Source organism: Coprobacillus sp. AF33-1AC, assembly GCF_003475785.1.
Lineage (GTDB): Bacteria > Bacillota_I > Bacilli_A > Erysipelotrichales > Coprobacillaceae > Faecalibacillus.
On record NZ_QRQB01000023.1, the window covers coordinates 1 to 20256 of the forward strand.

Consider the following 20256-nt stretch of genomic DNA (forward strand, 5'->3'; position numbering starts at 1 on the left):
AGTGCTCGTTTATACTACCATCTTTTCTTGCCTTTGTAAAGTGTTTTTTAATATTTTTCTATATTTATTTTACTTAATAAAAACAATCTATCAATTATAATATTTCATCACTATCTAAAATAATTGTTGTAGGTCCTGCATTGACCAAAGTTACGTTCATCATAGCACCAAAAACACCTGTTTCTACATGAATACCATGATTTTTGACTTCTTCATTAAAATAATCATAAAGAGGTTTTGAAATATCTGGTTTGGCTGCTCTTAAAAAACTAGGTCTTCTCCCTTTTTTACAATTAGCATATAAAGTAAATTGCGAAATTGATAAAATTTCACCGTTAACATCTTTTAAAGATAAATTAAGTTTTTGATTTTCATCTTCAAATATTCTTAAATTAACTAACTTATCAACCATTTTTTTCACGATTTCTTTATTATCATCTTGAGTAATTCCTACCAGTACCATAAATCCATTATTAATTTGCCCATTAATCTTATTGTCAATCTCTACTTTACTATTTAATACTCTTTGAACGACTAATCTCATAATCCATCCTACCTTTTATTTTTTAAAAATGATATAATTATTATATCTAATTTTTTATATAAGAGAAAGGAATTTTTTATGTCTACTCTAGCTTATAAAATGAGACCAACATCTTTAAATGATATTATTGGTCAATCTCATATTGTTGGTGAAAATGGAATTTTTACACGTTTCGTTGAAAAGAAACATCCTCTATCAGTGATATTATATGGTCCACCAGGATGTGGTAAGACAACACTTGCTATGGCATTAGCTCATGATTTAAATATTCCCTATCGCATATTTAATGCTTCAACGGGTAATAAAAAAGAAATGGATGCTATTGTTGCAGAAGCTAAATTATCAGGAACACTGTTTGTTATTATAGATGAAGTACACCGTCTTAATAAAATGAAACAAGATAATTTACTTCCTTATGTTGAAAGTGGTTTATTAATTATTGCTGGGTGTACAACTGCTAACCCTTATCATTCAATTAATCCAGCCATTCGTTCTCGTTGTCAAATTGTTGAAGTCAAACCACTCACAAACAAAGACATTATTACAGGACTTAAAAATGCCCTTATTAGTGACAAAGGACTTAAAAATGAATTTTCCTGTGATCAAGAAGTGTTGGACTATATCGCAAGAATTTCTTCAGGAGATATTCGCTTTGCTTATAATTGTTTAGAATTATGCACAATTATATGTCAAGATCAGCACATTAAAAGTGAAGATGTTAAAAACGCCATACCAAATGCAAATGGTCAATTTGATAAAGATGAAGACCAGTATTATGATACTTTAAGTGGGTTACAAAAATCTATTCGTGGAAGTGATCCTAATGGTGCAATGTATTACTTAGCTAAGTTAATTGAATATGATGATATTGACTCATTAGAAAGACGTGTCATCACTTGTGCCTACGAAGATATTGGACTTGCTAACCCAAATGCATGTATGCGTACAGTCATGGCTTTTCAAGCCGCTAAAGTTATAGGTTTTCCTGAAGCTCGTATTCCTATTGCAAGTGCTATTATAGATTTATGTTTATCGCCTAAATCAAAATCAAGCGAAAACGCTATTGATAATGCTCTAGCAAATCTTAAATCACAGCCATTAAAAGCACCTCAATATTTAAGACTCACACCTGTAGGTTTACAAGTAGATGAAACTTACCCTTATGATCGTCCTGAGCTGTGGGAATACATTCAATATTTACCAGATCAAATTGCCCACCAACAATTTTATGTGCCATGGATGACAAGTCAATATGAAAAAGCTCTTGCGCAAAATTATCGTCGTATTTTACAACATGGTAGAACAAATGAAATAAAAAAATTAATTCATTCAAAAAAATAATGTCCTATAAATAAAAGGACATTATTTTTTTATAAACATTATCTATTGTTTCTTCAAAACAATTGAGGTTAACATCAAACCAATGAACAGGTACTTGGTTTTTAAACCAAGTATATTGTCTTTTAGCATATTGTCGTGAATGTTTTTTTATTAATTCTATCGTTTCTTCTTTTGATTGATGCCCTTGATAATAAGCAAACCACTCCTTATATCCTATTGCCTTCATACTCTGAAGATCTTGAGAATAACCTTTTTTCATGAGATTATCAATTTCACCCAAGAGTCCTTGTTCCACCATCAAATCAACGCGATGATTAATTCTTTGATAAAGCACTTCTCGATCTAGTGTTAATCCAACAAAATAAGCATCATAGAGTAAGCAATGTTCTTGTCTAGCAATCATTTCACTCTTTTTAGTTCCCGTACTTTCATAGATTGCTATAGCACGTAACACTCGCTGACGGTTATGGGGATGTAGTTGCTCTGCACTTTCTTGATCTATTTTTTTTAAATACTGATAAAGTTGATCATCACTATAGTGTTGATATTTTTCAATATAATAACTTTGATCAAGGGGACTTTCACTAAATTCATAATCATAAAGTGCTGCTTTAATATAAAGTCCTGTTCCACCAACAATAATAGGAACTTTGCTACGACTAGAAATATCATGAATACATTTTCTTACTTCATCTTGAAAATCCTTAACACTATAATTTTCATCTGGTTCTTTAATATCTATTAGATAATGAGGAATACCGTCCATTTCTTGTGAAGTAACTTTAGCTGTACCAATATCCATTGATTTATAAATTTGCATAGAATCGCCACTAATAATTTCACCATTGATTCTTTTAGCTAATTCTACAGACATTTTTGTTTTTCCAACCGCAGTTGGTCCTACAATTACAATGACTTTTTCCATTATACAACCCTCTTAAATAATTTTTCTAATTCATAAGCAGAATAATGAATAATTGTTGGTCTTCCATGAGGACAAACATAAGGATTATCACATCGCATTAAGTTATCAACAATAGTTTGCATTGCCTCAATAGAAAGATGACTATTCCCCTTTAATGATGCTTTACAGCTCAATGTTGCAATCGCATGTTCTTGAAGAGCAATAACATCTATTTGATTATGATGAATGACCTGATTCATTAAATCTTCAATAAATACATATTCATCTATATTATTCATCCACATTGGTAATTTTCTAACAATGAAGCCTCCACCATATGGTTCGACATCAATTCCTACTTGTTTTAACAAATCTTTTCTTTCTTCTATAATCATACATTCACTCAATGGGTATTCAACTGTAATAGGAACTAATAAGTCTCTCATTGTTAAATCTAAATTTTTATATTTAGCTAAGAAATATTCATAGTTTACTCTTTCTTGAGCAGCATGTTGGTCAATGAGATACATACCACTTTCATCTTCACCAACAATATAAGTTCCGTGAATTTGAGCCTTCACAAAAATTTTCTTTTTCATCTGTTTTAATGGTTGATGAATTGGTTTTTCAATTACCTTTTCTTCTTTTATTTCTTCCTGATCTTCATGATAAGTTTCTTTAGCTTCATGAATTACAGGAGGTTGAACATATTCGACTTGCGAAATAAATTCCTCTTTTTCTTTTATAGAAACAGGTTCAACAAGATCTTCTTGAAGATAATTAATATTGAGATCTAATTGTTCACTTTGAGGCTTATACACCGGTTTTTCTTCTACTTGATATGTCTGATTCACATTTTCCAAAGCTCTACAGATTCCTTGATATATCAAATCTCTAAGTTGATACTCTTTAGAAAATTTGACTTCTAGTTTAGATGGATGAACATTAACGTCTACCAAATAGGGATCAATTTCAATATCAATAACAGCTATGGGATAACGATTATCAGCCAAATATTTTCGATATGCTTTATTAACACTATCTATCGTAATTTGATTTTTTACGACACGATGATTAACCATTGTTACAATATGATTTTTATTTGCTCGATTGACTTCAATTTTGCCAATATATCCACTAATAGAAAATTCTTGATCTTCAAATTTTACAGGTATCATATTTTTTGTTACTGATAAACCATATATTTGATTAATAACTTCCAACAATTGACCATTGCCATTTGTCTTAAAAATCATTTTTTTATTATGTAATAAACTAAAAGCGATATGAGGATAAGATAATGCTAATTTTTCAACATAATTTTGAATATGAGCAAACTCTGCTTGCATAGATTTAACATATTTTAATCTTGCAGGAACATTTTGAAACAACTTTTCAACTTTAATAGTAGTTCCTTGTTTTAAATCACTTTCTTGTAAAGAAATATATTTTCCAAATTCATAAGTGACAATTGTCCCTTGATGACCATCACTTGTTTTTAATTCAAAATGACTAATCGATGCAATAGAAGGAATAGCTTCTCCTCTAAAGCCTAATGTTTGAATACAAAATAAATCCTGATCATCTTTAATTTTACTTGTTGCATGGCGCAAAAAGCATAACTTAGCATCTTCCTGATCCATTCCTAAACCATTATCACTTATTTGAATAAGCTGTAAACCACCATCTTCTATTTGAATATCTATTTTACTACTTTTTGCATCAATACTATTCTCTACTAATTCTTTAACAACATTAGCAGGTCTTTCAATAACCTCTCCAGCTGCAATCTTATTAGCTAGAACTTCATCTAATTGTTTTATTTTCATTTATTTACCTCTTTTGATCATTCAATTTTTTTAATTCAATTAAAGTTGATAGGGCATCAAGAGGTGATAAAGCCATAGGATCAATATTATCTAAATATTTTTCCACTTCACTTTCTTTAACAACTGTTTTAACAACCTCTGGTTGACTTAAATGATGTTCAATATTATTTTCCTCTAATGCATCTAATAAATGATCTGCACGTTCTAACACATTTTCAGGTAAATGCGCTAAGCGAGCAACATTAATCCCATAAGATTTATTAGAACGTCCTGGTTTGATTTGATAATGAAACACCAGTTTATCATGATCAACACTCGCACTAGCATGAACATTTTGAATACCCAAGTTCTTATCTTCTAAGAAAGTCAATTCATGATAATGAGTAGAAAATAATGTCATACATTTAATATGTGTGGCAATATATTCAACCATTGACTGAGCAATAGCCATTCCATCAAAAGTAGCAGTTCCTCTACCAATTTCATCAAATAGAATTAAAGAATTTTCACTAGCAAAACGTAAAGCATTATTGGCTTCTAACATTTCTACCATGAAAGTAGATTGTCCACTAATTAAATCATCACTTGCGCCAATACGGGTAAAGATTTGATCAAAAATAGGTAAAGTTGCATAATCTGCAGGAACAAAACTACCAATTTGTGCCATCACGACTATTAAGGCAACCTGACGCATATAAGTTGATTTACCACCCATATTAGGTCCTGTAATCAACATAACTGGATGATCTTTATCAATAAAAACATCATTAGCCACATAACTTCCATGACTCATTACTTTTTCTATAACACCATGTCTTCCTTGTTTAACTTCCAATTTTTTATTTTGATTGAAAACAGGACGAACATAATTATTTTCACTAGCAAGCATGGCTAAAGATTGATAAACATCGATTTGAGCAATAACTTTAGCGACATCTTGTATCATATGAACATCTTTTTTTATTTGATTTCTTACATCATTAAAGATAACATATTCTAATTTTTGGATTTTATCTTGAGCTGATAAAATTTTATTTTCCATATCTTTTAATTCAGGTGTAATAAATCTTTCAGCATTTGATAAGCTTTGTTTTCTTGTATAAGCAAATTCATCTTTAATTAAAGATAAGTTTCCTTTTGTTACTTCAATATAATAACCAAAAACACGATTATAACCAACTTTTAATCCTTTAATACCTGTCTTTTCACGTTCCTTTTGTTCAAATTCAACGAGCCATTGTTTACCATGATCTCTTAAATATCTTAATTCATCTAATTCATTTGAAAAACCTTCTTTAATAATTCCTCCTTCTTTTACAACTAAAGGTGGATTATCAATAATAGCTTGATCTATTAATTGAGTAATATGTGATAAATCAACCAATTGTTCAGCTAATCGATTTGTTAGAGGTTCATCTAAAGATAATAACTGGTTTTTCAATTCTGGAACAACTTTTAAAGAAGCACTAATCCATTTTAAATCACGAGCATTAACATTACCAAAAGCAATACGACTTGATAATCTTTCTAGATCATAAACATCTTTTAAAATTTCTTTAATGCTTTCTCTTTGAATAAATTGTTGAGTAAAAATCTCTACAATATCTAATCTTTGTTCTATAGTTTGTAAATTAAGTAAAGGACGATCCAAATAGTTTTTTAATAAACGGGAACCCATAGCACACTTCGTTTGATCTAATAACCAAAACAAAGAACCATATTTATCATGATCACGTGCATTAGCAGTCAATTCTAGTGATTTTTTAGTATATAAATCCATGGTCATATAATCTTCATTTTTAACTTCTTGGATCATTTGTAAGTGTTCCAAATCTCTTTTTTGTGTTTCTAAAAGATAATTAAGCAATAGAGAAGACACTTTGATTTGTTTTAGATCATGAATATTTTTAAACATATTTTCATAACGATCATTAAACTGATCATTTTCATAATAAGAAACCATCATATTATCAAACTGTAAACTTTCACTAGGTAAAACAACAATTTCTTTAACATCCATTGATGTTAATTGATTTTTAAGAGCATGTTCATTTTTTTCAATATTCACAACTAAAAATTCACCCGTTGTAATATCACAAAAAGCGATCACGTATTGAAAATCAAAAGTCATCATACTTGCTATGTAATTATTTTTATTCTTTGTCATCGATTCATCAAAAATCGTACCTGGTGTAATAATTTGTACAACACCACGTTCAACCAATCCTTTTTTACTTGGATCACTTAACTGTTCAACAATAGCCACACGATGACCATTATCAACCAATTTTTGAATATAACCACTAGCTGAATGAAAAGGAACCCCACACATTGGTACCCTTTCTTTAGCACCTGCATTTTTACCAGTTAAAGCTAATTCTAATTCTTTTGAAACCGTAATTGCATCATCAAAAAACATCTCATAAAAGTCTCCTAAACGGAACATCACAATATCATGAACATGTTCTTCTTTTATTTTTAAATATTGCATCATCATTGGACTATATTTTGGTTTCATTTTACTACCTCTTCTTTCAATACTGCCAACATTATAACATAGAAAGACATATCTTTCTATGTTATAAAATCGGTATTCACTTTGATTTCTTGATCTGAATCATTGACTATATTCTGCTTATTTTCTACCATAATCGTCGTTTCTCCTATGATTTTTAAAGCTAATTCTTTTTCTATCTCTAATTCAATGATTTGTTTATTTAAGTTAGCATGAATACACTTAGGTATTTTTTGACAGCTTACTTTTAATTCATCTTGATTATTTAATATATGCCCTGAACAATTTAAGTCTATCATTTCTTGGTACTGAACTACTTTCTTTAATAAATGGCTATCATTTAAATAACTATACCAGACATGCATTTCTAAGCTACCATAAATAATTGGTTTCCCTTTTTCAATTTTAGCTTCAAAACAATGATTACAAATCCAGCATCCTAATATTTTGTCAATATGTTCTACTTCAAAATGATATTTATCTACTGATCTTTTATGTCCCTTAGCAATCGTTGCTTTAGTCATAATTTCAAATATTTGATTCGACATATCATCACCCTTTATAACTTTATGTCTTAAAATAAAAAAAAGACTTCTAAGAAGTCTTAATTTTTATGTTGATTGTTTGATGAGTCTTTTAAGACAACATCATGAGCTCCACCTTCAACAATACTTGTTGAAGAAACAAGTGTAATTTTTGCTTTTTCTTGTAATTCTGGAATTGTAAGAGCACCACAGTTACACATTGTATGTTTAATCTTAGATAAAGTTAATCCTACGTTATCTTTTAAACTTCCAGCATATGGTACATATGAATCAACACCTTCTTCAAAAGAAAGTTTTTGATCTCCACCCATATCATAACGTTGCCAGTTACGAGCACGAGCAGATCCTTCTCCCCAGTATTCTTTCATATATTGACCATTAATACTTACTTTATTTGTTGGAGATTCATCAAATCTTGAGAAATATCGTCCTAACATGATGAAATCAGAACCCATTGCAAGTGCAAGAGTCATATGATAATCATGAACAATACCACCATCACTACAGATAGGTACATAAATTCCTGTTTCTTTAAAATATTCATCACGAGCTTTAGCTACTTCAATAGTTGCAGTTGCTTGACCACGTCCAATTCCTTTTTGTTCACGAGTGATACAAATAGATCCTCCACCAATACCAATTTTAACGAAATCAGCACCAGCTTCAGCTAAAAATCTAAATCCATCAGCATCAACTACGTTACCAGCTCCTACTTTAACTGTATCCCCATAGTTTTCTCTAATCCAATCAATAGTCATTTTTTGCCATTCAGAGAAACCTTCTGATGAGTCAATACATAATACATCAGCACCCGCTTCTACTAATGCAGGAACACGTGTTTCATAGTCACGAGTATTAATTCCAGCACCAACAATATAACGTTTATTTTCATCTAATAATTGGTTTGGATTAGATTTTCTTGTTTCATAATCTTTTCTAAACACAAAGTAATGCAATCTTTGTTCATCATCTATAATTGGTAATGCATTTAATTTGTTATCCCAGATGATATCATTACATTCTTTTAATGATACCCCGATATGACCACAAATTAATTTATCAAAAGGTGTCATAAAATCAACAACTTTTGTATCCATTGAAAGACGTGATACACGATAGTCTCTTCCTGTAACAACACCAATTAATTTACCATTTGCACTTCCGTCTTCAGTAACAGCCATTGTAGAATGACCTGTTTTTTCTTTTAAAGCAATAACATCAGCTAATGTAGATGTTGCTGATAAATTAGAATCACTTGGTACAAAACCTGCTTTATAATTTTTAGCACGTCTTACCATTGCTGCTTGACTTTCTACGCTTTGTGATCCATAGATAAAAGAAACCCCACCTTCTTTAGCTAAAGCCACTGCCATATTATCATCAGATACAGCTTGCATAATTGCAGAAACTAATGGAATATTTAATGATAATGTTGGTTCTTCCCCTTTTTTGAACTTAACTAATGGTGTTTTTAAACTTACATTTTTTGGTTGACACTCTGCTGAAGAGTATCCTGGTACTAATAAGTATTCATTAAATGTGTGTGATGGTTCATCAAAATAAAATGCCATTTTTGTTCTCCTTTTCTTATATTTTGTAAATTTCTATAAATTATAATTTTAGTTATTTCATATGTCAATAGTTTATTTCATTAATTGCCCATTTATTGATGTATTTATTGTTTGTAATAATTCATTTAATTCTTCTTTTAAATATAGACTATTGACAACTAAAGGATGATTTTCAAATGATGATCTTAATTCTTGATATTCTTCAATTGTTTGATAGACAGAATCATCTTGCTTTGCTTTTTGATTAACAATCTTTTTTTGTAATACTTTAATTTGTTTTTCTAACTCTTGTAGTTCTTGATGACAAGCAAGTTCTTTTTCAATTTTTTGATATTCTTTGACTAAATCCAAATTTAATATTTCTTGATTAAGTGCTTGAGCCAAAGTATCAATCTTGTTCAATTTGTTCACCTTTTAAAGCCCATGTTTTAGCTTCAGTTACTTTAACCATGACTCTTTTACCAATACAATCTGGATTTCCTTTAAAGTTAATTAATTTTTGATGTTTTGTATATCCTGTAAGCATTTGTGGATCACGTTTAGATGGTCCATCAACTAAAACTTCGACTTCTTGATTTAAGAATCTTTGATTTTGTTTCAATGCTTTTTCATTAACAACTTCATTTAAACGATATAAGCGTTGTTCTTTTTCTTCTAATGGAACATTATCTGCCATTTTGGCTGCTGGTGTTCCAGCACGAGGTGAATAAATAAAAGTATAGGCTAAATCATATTCACACTCTTGATATAAAGATAACGTATCTTCAAATTGTTCTTCTGTTTCATTTGGGAATCCCACAATGATATCAGTTGTAATTGCACAATCAGGAATTTCTTCTTTAATTGCATGGAATAATTCTAAATATTGTTCACGACTATAACGACGCCCCATTAATTTTAATACCTCATCATTTCCTGATTGAACAGGTAAATGGATAGCAGGCATAATATTATCATATGAAGCTATCATATGAATCATATCCTTTGAAAAATCCCAAGGATGACTTGTTGTAAAACGAATGCGAGGAATACCTGTTTTAGCTACTGCTTCTAGTAATGAAGCAAAAGATGAACCATCGTCTAAGTCTTTTCCATAACTATTCACATTTTGACCAAGTAAAGTCACTTCTTGATAACCATCTTTAACTAATTGGTTGACCTCTTCAATAATGTCATCCATTAAACGTGAACGTTCTTTCCCACGTGTATAAGGAACAATACAATATGTACAAAACTTATTACATCCATACATAATATTAACCCAAGCTTTATGTTTGCTTGCTCTTGTTACTGGTGTATCTTCGATCACATCACCTTCTTTAGACCATACTTCAACGACCATTTCTTTATTAAACATTGCTTCTTTTAATAATTCTGGTAATCGATGAATGTTATGAGTTCCAAATATTAAATCAATATGGGGATGTTTTTGTAAGATACGTTGAATGACAACTTCTTCTTGTGCCATACAACCACATAACCCAAAGATCAAATTAGGATTTTTCTTTTTTAAATTTTTTACATATCCTACTTTACCAAATACCTTTTCTTCTGCGTTTTCTCTGATTGCACATGTATTTAATAAAATAACATCAGCTTCTTTAATTTCTGTTGTTGGCTGATAAGCCATCATTTCTAAAATACCTGATAATGTTTCACTATCTCTTTCATTAGCCTGACAACCATAAGTATGAATGTAGTATTTCTTTCCTTTACCTACATTTACCATTTCTTGAGGGATAAAAAAAGCATCATGTATATGATGAACATCTTCTCCTCTTCTTTTTTTAGCCTCTTTTAAATTAGGCCCTTTAAAATATTGACTATAATCTTTCATTTTTTCACCACTTTTCTAGACTATTATATACATATTTAAATTTAATTTCCATAAAAAAATAAGGACTTAAGTCCTTATTGTTGATTAACCAAAGAATCCGTCTGGTTGAATTGAGAAATATAAAACTGCACCATCAGGTGTTTTTTTGAATAAACCTTTGCAATAACTTGCAGCTTCATCAGGTGTTAATTCAGTTTCACATTCGATTTCTGCTTTAATTCCTGTTTTTTTGATGAATTTACATTTTACTTTATCATCTTCATATCCATCGAAAAAGTCGATTAATTTTTGTGTTTGTGCTGTTTGCATTAATAATTTACATTTTGCCATAATATAACCTCCATCTAGCAATTACATTATACCTTTATTAATCAAAAAAATAAACCGTTTTCATTCATTTTCTTTCTAATAATAAACGAATTGCTGTGATTTGCTTGTCATCAACCATTAAATCATGAAATGAAGGAATACAAATAAGTTCTTTTCCTGTTGGTACGATATATCCCCTTGCTATAGCAATGGCCTTAACAGCTTGATTTAATGCTGCTGCACCGATAGTTTGAATCATTAATGATTCTTGTTCTCTCATTAAAGAGGCAATAGCTCCGGCTACATGATTAGGTATAGATGAAGATGATACTTTTATTATTTCCATATTTTTTCCTCCTATCACAGTATATGAAACGAGATGTTAAATATGAAAAAAGTGCATCTTTAAGATGCACAGTAATGATGATCATCATTAATTAAGATACGTTCTATAGAAACTGGACGGTTATCATCATTAAATTCTATAACTACACCAGCAAATTGTCCTGAATTATCAGACATTTTAAAAGGAGCATGATACCCTCTCATCTTTAAAATAACACTATCTAAATCACAACCTAAACTACTTAAATACGCACCTGTCATGCCAACATCAGAAATAAAGGCTATTTTTTGATCAATAATTCTTTCATCTGCAGTTTGAACATGTGTATGTGTTCCCAGTAAAGCACTCGCTTTATCTTTAGCATAATAAGCTAAAGCAATCTTTTCACTTGTTGCTTCACAATGAGCATCAATAATATGAATATCTTGTTCCATATTTAAAAACTCATCAAAACGATCAAAAGGATTTTGATAACGATTATCCATAAAAACACAACCTACTAAATTCGTCACTCTTATCTTTTTACCTGAAACATCAAATACCCTACTGCTTATACCAGGTAAAACAGCAGATTTATTATAAGGGACAATTAAACGATCAGCTTCATCAATATAATCTAATAATTCTTTTTTATCAAACGTATGATTTCCCATTGTCATACAATCAATTCCTTGAAAAGTAAAGAAATCATAATGTTTTTTGATAAGTCCTTTGCCATGACTGGCATTTTCCACATTAGCAATTGTAAAATCTATACGATAGTCTTTTTTTATACGATACAAGTAATCTTCAATCATTTCACGACCAATAGAACCAACGACATCACCTATAAATAATACTCTAACCATTTTAAACCTCCCATAAAAATAGGATTAACAAAATTGTTAATCCTATTTAGCTATTTCACTTGCACGAACTTCACGAATCACAGTCACTTTAATATGTCCTGGATAAGTTAATTCTTCTTCTATCTTTGTCTTAATATCACGGGCAATCTTATGACTTGCAATATCATCCACTTTATCTGGTTTAACAACGATACGCACTTCACGACCTGCTTGAATAGCAAAGACTTTATCAACACCATCAAAACTTTTAGCCATAGCTTCAAGTTTTTCAAGACGTTGAATATAATTTTCAATTGTTTCACGACGACTTCCTGGTCTTGCTGCTGAAAGCGTATCAGCTGCCGCTACTAAAATAGAAATCACACTTGTTGCTGGAACATCACCATGATGCGATTCAATCGCATTAACAATAGTTGGATGTTCACCGTGTTTTTTAGCAAATTTAGCACCTAATTCAACGTGGCTTCCTTCCATTTCACGATCCATAGCTTTACCAATATCGTGTAATAATCCAGCACGTTTAGCCATTTGTTGGTTTAAACCTAACTCTGCTGCCATAATTCCTGCTAAATGAGCAACTTCTAAAGAATGTTGTAATGCATTTTGACCAAAACTTGTACGATATTTAAGTTTACCAATTTGCATAATAATATCTTTATCAATTTTAGAAATTCCTAATTCAAAAACAGCATCTTCTCCTGTTTTACGAATATGTTCATTTAATTCTTTTCTTGTTTTTTCAACAACTTCTTCAATTCTTCCTGGTTGAATACGTCCGTCACGAATTAATGTTTCTAATGACAAACGAGCAATCTCACGACGAATTGGATCAAAACAAGAGATTGTAATTGCTTCAGGTGTATCATCAATAATTAAATCAGCACCAGTAGATTGTTCAATCGCTTTAATATTACGACCTTCACGACCAATAATACGCCCTTTCATTTCTTCACTAGGTAATGCAACAACACATACAGTTTTTTCCACTACCTCTTCTTGGGCATAACGATTAATCGCATTAGCGATAATGTCCCTTGAAATCATTGAAGCTTTACTTTTTGCTTCTTCTTCTTGTTCTTTAACATAGGCTGCCATTTCTAAACTAATTTGTTGTTCAACCTGTTTAAATAACTCATCTTTGGCTTCACTTGCTGACATAGCAGCAACCTTTTCTAACTCTGATACTTTAGAGTCTATTTTTTCCTTTAATTCAGCCTCTAATTTATCTATTCCAGCTTCTCGATTATTTAATTGTTTAACTTTTTGTTCTAAAACATCTTCCTTACCTTGAACTGCAATATCTCTACGCTCAATACCTTTTTCGCGTTCTAATAATTTGTTTTCTAGTTCTGTAATTTCATGTCTTTGTTCTTTAACTTCTTTTTCTGCTTCTAACTTTAATTCATAAGCCTGTGTCTTAGCATCAAGTATTGCTTCTTTAACAATATTATCTGCCTTTGAATTTGCATCATCAACAATTTTTGCTGCTGATACATTTGCTTTTGATATTTTCAATTTTGTATAAGCAAAATAAATTAAAAATCCAGCGATCACAGCTGAAACATAAGATAAAATAGTGGGTAACGACATATTTGGCATTTTTAACCCTCCATTTTCAAATATGTTTATTCAATCATTTGAATCTGTGTGCAAGGCACAATAATATTGTATAATATTTTACCATTATTTACAATGAAAACTATTTTCTAACAAGATGAAAAAATGATTAGAACATCAATTCTAATCATTTTCTTCTGTTTGATTAATTGAAGCTTTAATCGCTTCTGTTATTTCTTCCATTATTTCTGGATGTGTAGATAGGAAGTTTTTCGCATTTTCACGACCTTGACCAATCTTTTCACCCTTATAAGCATACCAAGCACCAGATTTATCAACAATATCTTTATCAACTGCTAAATCAAGAACTTCACCATCACGAGAAATTCCTTTACCATAAATGATATCCACTTGTGTTGTTTTAAATGGTGGCGCTACTTTATTTTTAACAACTTTAATATTCACTTTATTACCGACTACTTCTGTACCATTTTTGATTTGTTCACTACGTCTAATTTCTACTCTTACCGAAGAATAGAATTTTAATGCTCGTCCACCTGTTGTTGTTTCAGGATTACCAAACATAATACCAATCTTTTCTCTTAATTGGTTAATAAAGATAATGGTACAATCTGTTTTATTCATCACCCCTGATAACTTACGTAACGCTTTAGACATTAATCTTGCCTGTAATCCCATTTGATTATCTGACATTTCCCCATCTAATTCAACTTGAGGAACAAGAGCCGCAACTGAATCGACAACAACTAAATCAATCGCTCCCGAACGAACTAAAGTTTCAGCAATTTCTAAACCTTGTTCACCACTATCTGGTTGTGACAAAATTAATTCATCAATATTAACTCCTAAATTTTTAGCATATACAGGATCTATTGCATGCTCTGCATCAATGAAAGCAGCACGACCTCCTTGTTTTTGTACTTCAGCAATAGCGTGTAATGTAAGTGTTGTTTTCCCACTTGATTCAGGTCCATAAATTTCAATAATTCTACCTTTAGGATATCCACCTATTCCAAGGGCTAAATCTAAAGTTAAAGAACCAGTTGGAATAACGTCTACATCAATTGCACTACGATCACCAAGTTTCATAACAGAACCTTTACCAAATTGTTTTTCAATTTGTTTAATTGCTGCATCTAAAGCCTGTTGTTTTTTTTCTTCTGCTTTATCTATTTTTTCTGCCATATAAATTCCCTCCTATCTTTATATACATAAAAAAAATGAAAATTACTTTAATTTTTCAATAATTTTTTTAATTGCAAAGTCAATTGCCTGATTAGCAATATCACTTCGACTTCCTTTTAAATTTAAACCATATACAAATAATTCATCTTTCACTCTTAAACCAACATAAACTTCCCCAACCGGTTTATTTTCCATCGCATCAGGTCCAGCATTTCCAGTAAAAGATACACAAACATCACTATTTAATATAGCTTGACCATTAATAGCCATTAAAGAGGCAATTTCTTTTGAAACGACTCCATATCGTTCAATAACTTCATGTTCAATACCTAAAAGACGTTCTTTAGTCACACTTTGATAAGTAACTAAAGAACCCTTATAAACCTTAGAAATGCCAGGAATACTTCCTAGCATTGATGCAAATCGACCGACAGTAAAACTTTCTACTGATCCAATCGAAATATTCTTTTGTATTAAAATTTGTGCTAATTCATCCATCACATTGACTCCGTTAACATTTCTCTATTTTGAATAAAATAATCAATTCCACTAATAATTGAAATAGCACAAGCTATCCAAACTAAAATTTGATCAACAGGAATTGAAAAATATGAAAATGGAAAATTACATAACAATACAGCACATAAAGAAACCATTTGTGTAGCTGTTTTTAACTTTCCTAACTTTCTTGCTGCTATAACGATTTGTTTATTAGCCGCGACTAAACGAATCGCATCAACAATCGTATCTCTAGAAATCATAATAATCGGTACAATAATCGATACTCTTTGATCACTCGCTAAAAGCAAGAAAATAGTATTAACTAATAACTTATCAGCAATTGGATCAGCAAACTGTCCAAAAGTCGTAATCATTTTTTCACGACGAGCTATCTGACCATCAAAATAGTCAGTAATTGAAGCAACAATAAAAATAACTAAAATAATAATATTAATTAATGAAATTGAAGTATTAGCAAGATGATAAACAGGAATATGAATTCCTAGTGTATTATATGGGAACATATATATAATCACGAGTAAAGGAATCAGTAATACTCTTGTTACCGTTAATTTATTAGGTAGATTCATTATTTAACCAAGTTAAGTTTCAACTGTGCATTATTAGAAGTATAATCACTATCTTCTAATGGGATTTGTTGATCATTAATATAGAATCGATGTCCCCTATTAAATCCAAGTTTTAAATTCAAATTTTGAAAATCTGCAACATTAAATGTTAATTCAACAGTTTCTGGATCAGCATTCATTGAATTACTTGTATTATTTGAATTATAAATACGTGATTCAAACTCTGAATAATCTGCACCATTGACTTGTAAACTTGCCCATGAACGTCCTACAAATTCAAATTTAACTTTAAATGTTTGAGCACCTTCAGGTAATTTAAAATCATAATTCATAGATGCTGTTTTTGTAATTTGAACAGTTTGATCAGTTGTATCTGTTTTTTGTTTTGTTTGAGTATCTTTTTTAGTTGTTTTCTTCTTTGCTTTTTTCGTTGTCACATTGCCTTCTACAGTTGTATCGTTTGATTTATTAAATGTAGACGTATCATTTTGTTTTGTTGATAAAACAGCAAACCAAATCACAGCAATAATCGCTACAACTAAAATAGCTACAATACCATATTTAACAAAACGCAAAATGTAATGATCTTCATATACACCTTTTTTGCGATGAACAGGTTCTGGTTTTGGTGCTTGCATATTTTTAAAAGTATCAGACATTTTATCAACAAATGTCGTACCACCTTTTTTATCTTGTTCTTCTTTTTCCTTCTCTTTTTGTTTTTGTAAATCTTCTAATTTTAATTCTTGAGTTAAAGCAATATATTCATCAGCAATACTAGCATCAATATCTAAATAACGCGCAATTTTTTTAAGATACATTTTTACATATTGTTCATCACCAGTGAACTTATCAAAAGCACCTGCTTCTATATCTTTAATAATTGTGGTTGAAATTAAAGTAGCTTGCGATAATTCTTCAATTGTAACGCCTTTGGCTTGGCGGCCTGCTTTAATTTTTTCGCTAACCTTTTCCACAAAGACATCCTCCTTTTCATATCAACTTCATAAACACATTAAATTATATCATAAAAGTGTCATTAAACAATCACTAATTATAATATATTTTTACCTATTATCAATAGATTATATGCATCTTTTTAATTTATAAAATAAAAAAGGTGACTTGCTTTTTACAAGTCACCTTAAAACGAACTATTATTATAATAATGATTGGTATAATTCTTTGATTTCTTCAACTGAAGTATCTCTTGGATTACCTGGACAGCAAGCATCAGCTAATGCTGATTCACTTAAGAATTGTAAATCTTCTTCTTTAACAATTTCTTTTAAGTTAGCAGGAATACCAACATCTTTTGATAATTGTTTTACTGCATCTACAGCTGCTTGACGATATTCTTCTTGAGACATACCAGTTGTATCAACACCCATTGCTTCAGCAATATCTTTATATTTAGTTCCAGTATATGGAGCATTGTATGCCATAACTGTTGGTAAAATAATAGCATTAGCAACACCATGAGGAGTATCATATAAAGCTCCAAGTGGATGAGCCATTGAGTGAACAAGTCCTAAACCAACGTTAGAGAATCCCATACCAGCAACATATTGACCTAAAGCCATACCTTCTCTACCTTCAGGTGTATTATCAACTGCACCTCTTAATGATTTAGCAATAATTTCAATTGCTTTAATATGGAACATATCAGATAATTCCCATGCTCCTTTAGTAATATATCCTTCAATAGCATGAGTTAAAGCATCCATACCTGTTGCTGCAGTTAATCCTTTAGGCATTGATGACATCATATCAGGATCAACGAAAGCCACAACTGGAATATCATGTACATCAACACAAACCATTTTACGATCTTTTTCTACATCTGTAATAACGTAGTTAATTGTAACTTCTGCAGCAGTTCCAGCAGTAGTAGGTACTGCAAAAATTGGAGTACATGGATTTTTAGTTTCAGCGACACCTTCAAGACTTCTTACATCGCTGAATTCTGGGTTACGATCAATGATTCCTACAGCTTTAGCAGTATCCATTGAAGAACCACCACCAATAGCGATCATATAATCAGCACCAGCATCATGTAATGCTTTAACACCATGTTGTACATTTTCAATAGTTGGATTTGGTTTAATATCACTATATACTTCATAATCAAGACCTGCTTGATCTAATAAATCAGTCACTTTTTTTGTTACTCCAAATTTAATTAAATCAGGATCAGAACAAACCATTGCTTTTTTAAATCCTCTTGCTTTTGCTTCTACAGGAATAGATTCAATTGCTCCTTTTCCATGATAACTTGTTTCATTTAATACAAATCTGTTAGCCATTTTTTATTATCTCCTTTGCTCTTTATCTATCTTCATTCTACTGTCATGTGAAATAAAAAACAAGTTACAAATAAAGGCAAGTGTCACATTTTTTATAACCGCTATCATTTATTTTTTCAATTGACAATAATAGCGTTGATAAAAAACAAAAGAAACGATACCAGCTAAAGCTTCACCTAAAACAAGAGCAATCCAAACTCCAGTAATCCCCATAATATGTACAAGTAAATAAGCTAAAGGAACACTCACAATAAGTTGTCTTAAAAGTGTAATAATTAAAGATTGTTTTCCCATTCCTAAAGATTCAAAAACCCCTGACATCAAGATTCCAAAAATAGAGATGACAAAGCTTAATGATAAGATACGTAATCCGGTCATACCAATATCATACATTGCTTGACTTGCATCAAATAATGATAATAGAAAATGTGGGAAAAACATAAATAAAAGCGTTCCTAAACTTAAAATCAAACCAATCATCATACCTGCTGCTTTTAAAAGCTGATTCATTCTATCTTTTAATCCTGCTCCATAATTAAAACTCATAATCGGACGCATTCCTTGAACAACACCATTTGCCGGCATGTAAACAAAGGTTTGTAATTTATAATAAATGCCAAAGAAAGCAACTGCATTTTGTCCTATTGTTGCTAGAATCCCGTTTAATAAAGAAACCAACAATGAAGGTAAACACATCATGACACTTGAAGGAAAGGCAATACTATATAATTGTTTAAAAATATGTAAATCAATCTTTTTAAAAGACAAATGTATGCCTTGATTATATTTTTTAAATAAACAAATAGATAAAATCGCAGCTGACGTTTGACCAATAACGGTTGCAAGGGCAGCCCCTATAATTCCTAAAGCCGGCATACCAAAATAACCAAATATTAAAATAGGATCCAAACAAACATTAACTAAACAACCAAAAATTTGCATTATCATCGGCAACATCATGTTTCCAGTAGCCTGAAATAATTTTTCTATAGCCAAATGAATAAATTGTCCAAATACAAAAGTCACGACAATCATTCCATAGCTGACTCCATCTTTAATCACTTGAGGATTATGCGTAAATAATAATAAAAACGGACGAATTAAAAACAAACCAATCAAAACAAAAATCAATGAATGCAGCAGACTCATGATGACACCTTGACTAGCATAATAAGAGGCTCTTTTTTTATCATTGGCTCCTAAATAACGTGCTACAAATGCATTTAAAGCAATTCCTATTCCACAAGAAATCGCTAATGATAGATTTTGTAAAGGATAAATTAATGAAACAGCAGTTAAGGCTTCATTTGATACTCTTGCTACAAAGATACTATCAACAATATTGTATAATGATTCAATTAACATTGAAATCATTGGTGGTAAAGCCATTTGTAATAACAAAGGGAATACCGGTTTATATCCCATCGGGTTCTTTTCCATAGTTTCCTCCATATAAAAAAGCTATAGATGTCTATTTAATATCAGAAATAGAGAAATCTATAGCCTT

The 20256-nt window shown here is 30.7% G+C and carries 19 protein-coding genes; 1 reads left to right on the plus strand and 18 read right to left on the minus strand.

Annotated elements, in window-relative coordinates; translation table 11 throughout:
• Positions 1 to 94 precede the first annotated feature (94 nt).
• Positions 95 to 544 carry a D-aminoacyl-tRNA deacylase gene (gene dtd / locus DWZ53_RS08575; RefSeq protein WP_118433510.1) on the minus strand — a complete coding sequence of 150 codons (450 nt, stop codon included), beginning with the start codon at positions 542 to 544 and terminating at the stop codon, positions 95 to 97.
• 78 nt (positions 545 to 622) lie between these two features.
• On the opposite strand from dtd, the gene DWZ53_RS08580 reads away from it, so the two are divergent.
• The gene (locus DWZ53_RS08580; protein ID WP_118433512.1) at positions 623 to 1885 is read left to right on the plus strand and encodes a replication-associated recombination protein A; all 1263 of its coding nucleotides are present in this window, start codon (positions 623 to 625) and stop codon (positions 1883 to 1885) included.
• 4 nt (positions 1886 to 1889) lie between these two features.
• Here the strand turns inward: DWZ53_RS08580 and miaA are convergent, their stop codons facing one another.
• The 17 genes from miaA to DWZ53_RS08665 all read right to left on the minus strand — a co-directional run bounded on the left by miaA (position 1890) and on the right by DWZ53_RS08665 (position 20189).
• Complete coding sequence (miaA, locus tag DWZ53_RS08585; RefSeq protein WP_118433514.1) at positions 1890 to 2810, minus strand: tRNA (adenosine(37)-N6)-dimethylallyltransferase MiaA; 921 nt, start codon at positions 2808 to 2810, stop codon at positions 1890 to 1892.
• A complete protein-coding gene (mutL, locus tag DWZ53_RS08590) occupies positions 2810 to 4618 on the minus strand; it encodes a DNA mismatch repair endonuclease MutL (RefSeq protein WP_118433516.1) in 1809 nt (602 codons plus the stop codon). The genes miaA and mutL overlap by 1 nt, the downstream gene beginning before the upstream one ends.
• Before the next feature lie 4 nt (positions 4619 to 4622).
• Entirely contained in the window at positions 4623 to 7136 is a 2514-nt protein-coding gene (gene mutS / locus DWZ53_RS08595; protein ID WP_118433518.1) for a DNA mismatch repair protein MutS, read from the minus strand.
• 56 nt (positions 7137 to 7192) lie between these two features.
• A complete protein-coding gene (gene cotE, locus DWZ53_RS08600; protein WP_118433520.1) occupies positions 7193 to 7681 on the minus strand; it encodes an outer spore coat protein CotE in 489 nt (162 codons plus the stop codon).
• Positions 7682 to 7737: 56 nt separating this feature from the next.
• On the minus strand, positions 7738 to 9249 hold the full coding sequence (locus DWZ53_RS08605) for an IMP dehydrogenase (RefSeq protein ID WP_118433522.1): 1512 nt from the start codon (positions 9247 to 9249) through the stop codon (positions 7738 to 7740).
• A gap of 72 nt (positions 9250 to 9321) precedes the next feature.
• Positions 9322 to 9660, minus strand: a complete 339-nt coding sequence (locus tag DWZ53_RS08610; RefSeq protein ID WP_118433524.1) for a YlbF family regulator — start codon at positions 9658 to 9660, stop codon at positions 9322 to 9324.
• Positions 9638 to 11086 carry a tRNA (N6-isopentenyl adenosine(37)-C2)-methylthiotransferase MiaB gene (gene miaB / locus DWZ53_RS08615; protein ID WP_118433526.1) on the minus strand — a complete coding sequence of 483 codons (1449 nt, stop codon included), beginning with the start codon at positions 11084 to 11086 and terminating at the stop codon, positions 9638 to 9640. Before miaB ends, DWZ53_RS08610 begins: the two co-directional genes overlap by 23 nt.
• 84 nt (positions 11087 to 11170) lie before the next feature.
• Entirely contained in the window at positions 11171 to 11416 is a 246-nt protein-coding gene (locus DWZ53_RS08620) for a hypothetical protein (protein ID WP_118433528.1), read from the minus strand.
• Between the two features lie 64 nt (positions 11417 to 11480).
• The gene (locus DWZ53_RS08625) at positions 11481 to 11741 is read right to left on the minus strand and encodes a stage V sporulation protein S (RefSeq protein WP_118433530.1); all 261 of its coding nucleotides are present in this window, start codon (positions 11739 to 11741) and stop codon (positions 11481 to 11483) included.
• 59 nt (positions 11742 to 11800) lie between these two features.
• The gene (locus DWZ53_RS08630) at positions 11801 to 12589 is read right to left on the minus strand and encodes a TIGR00282 family metallophosphoesterase (RefSeq protein WP_118433532.1); all 789 of its coding nucleotides are present in this window, start codon (positions 12587 to 12589) and stop codon (positions 11801 to 11803) included.
• Between the two features lie 42 nt (positions 12590 to 12631).
• Positions 12632 to 14188 carry a ribonuclease Y gene (rny, locus tag DWZ53_RS08635; protein ID WP_118433534.1) on the minus strand — a complete coding sequence of 519 codons (1557 nt, stop codon included), beginning with the start codon at positions 14186 to 14188 and terminating at the stop codon, positions 12632 to 12634.
• Positions 14189 to 14329: 141 nt separating this feature from the next.
• Positions 14330 to 15352, minus strand: coding sequence for a recombinase RecA (gene recA / locus DWZ53_RS08640; protein ID WP_118433536.1), 1023 nt, complete (start codon positions 15350 to 15352; stop codon positions 14330 to 14332).
• Positions 15353 to 15394: 42 nt separating this feature from the next.
• The gene (locus DWZ53_RS08645; protein ID WP_118433538.1) at positions 15395 to 15850 is read right to left on the minus strand and encodes a CinA family protein; all 456 of its coding nucleotides are present in this window, start codon (positions 15848 to 15850) and stop codon (positions 15395 to 15397) included.
• Positions 15850 to 16443, minus strand: coding sequence for a CDP-diacylglycerol--glycerol-3-phosphate 3-phosphatidyltransferase (pgsA, locus tag DWZ53_RS08650; RefSeq protein WP_118433540.1), 594 nt, complete (start codon positions 16441 to 16443; stop codon positions 15850 to 15852). Before pgsA ends, DWZ53_RS08645 begins: the two co-directional genes overlap by 1 nt.
• The gene (locus DWZ53_RS08655) at positions 16443 to 17420 is read right to left on the minus strand and encodes a RodZ family helix-turn-helix domain-containing protein (protein ID WP_118433542.1); all 978 of its coding nucleotides are present in this window, start codon (positions 17418 to 17420) and stop codon (positions 16443 to 16445) included. The genes pgsA and DWZ53_RS08655 overlap by 1 nt, the downstream gene beginning before the upstream one ends.
• Positions 17421 to 17603: 183 nt before the next feature.
• Positions 17604 to 18749 carry a lactaldehyde reductase gene (fucO, locus tag DWZ53_RS08660; protein WP_118433544.1) on the minus strand — a complete coding sequence of 382 codons (1146 nt, stop codon included), beginning with the start codon at positions 18747 to 18749 and terminating at the stop codon, positions 17604 to 17606.
• A 108-nt stretch (positions 18750 to 18857) separates the two neighbouring features.
• Positions 18858 to 20189 carry an MATE family efflux transporter gene (locus DWZ53_RS08665; protein WP_233541871.1) on the minus strand — a complete coding sequence of 444 codons (1332 nt, stop codon included), beginning with the start codon at positions 20187 to 20189 and terminating at the stop codon, positions 18858 to 18860.
• Positions 20190 to 20256 lie beyond the last annotated feature (67 nt).

Coding starts and splice junctions, on each gene's coding strand:
- DWZ53_RS08625 (WP_118433530.1), bottom strand. CDS start 11,741: ATGGAAATAATAAAAGTATCATCTTCATCTATACCTAATCATGTAGCC.
- DWZ53_RS08645 (WP_118433538.1), bottom strand. CDS start 15,850: ATGGATGAATTAGCACAAATTTTAATACAAAAGAATATTTCGATTGGA.
- DWZ53_RS08605 (WP_118433522.1), bottom strand. CDS start 9,249: ATGGCATTTTATTTTGATGAACCATCACACACATTTAATGAATACTTA.
- cotE (WP_118433520.1), bottom strand. CDS start 7,681: ATGTCGAATCAAATATTTGAAATTATGACTAAAGCAACGATTGCTAAG.
- recA (WP_118433536.1), bottom strand. CDS start 15,352: ATGGCAGAAAAAATAGATAAAGCAGAAGAAAAAAAACAACAGGCTTTA.
- miaA (WP_118433514.1), bottom strand. CDS start 2,810: ATGGAAAAAGTCATTGTAATTGTAGGACCAACTGCGGTTGGAAAAACA.
- miaB (WP_118433526.1), bottom strand. CDS start 11,086: ATGAAAGATTATAGTCAATATTTTAAAGGGCCTAATTTAAAAGAGGCT.
- dtd (WP_118433510.1), bottom strand. CDS start 544: ATGAGATTAGTCGTTCAAAGAGTATTAAATAGTAAAGTAGAGATTGAC.
- mutL (WP_118433516.1), bottom strand. CDS start 4,618: ATGAAAATAAAACAATTAGATGAAGTTCTAGCTAATAAGATTGCAGCT.
- DWZ53_RS08580 (WP_118433512.1), top strand. CDS start 623: ATGTCTACTCTAGCTTATAAAATGAGACCAACATCTTTAAATGATATT.
- rny (WP_118433534.1), bottom strand. CDS start 14,188: ATGCCAAATATGTCGTTACCCACTATTTTATCTTATGTTTCAGCTGTG.
- pgsA (WP_118433540.1), bottom strand. CDS start 16,443: ATGAATCTACCTAATAAATTAACGGTAACAAGAGTATTACTGATTCCT.
- mutS (WP_118433518.1), bottom strand. CDS start 7,136: ATGAAACCAAAATATAGTCCAATGATGATGCAATATTTAAAAATAAAA.
- fucO (WP_118433544.1), bottom strand. CDS start 18,749: ATGGCTAACAGATTTGTATTAAATGAAACAAGTTATCATGGAAAAGGA.
- DWZ53_RS08620 (WP_118433528.1), bottom strand. CDS start 11,416: ATGGCAAAATGTAAATTATTAATGCAAACAGCACAAACACAAAAATTA.
- DWZ53_RS08630 (WP_118433532.1), bottom strand. CDS start 12,589: ATGGTTAGAGTATTATTTATAGGTGATGTCGTTGGTTCTATTGGTCGT.
- DWZ53_RS08665 (WP_233541871.1), bottom strand. CDS start 20,189: ATGGAAAAGAACCCGATGGGATATAAACCGGTATTCCCTTTGTTATTA.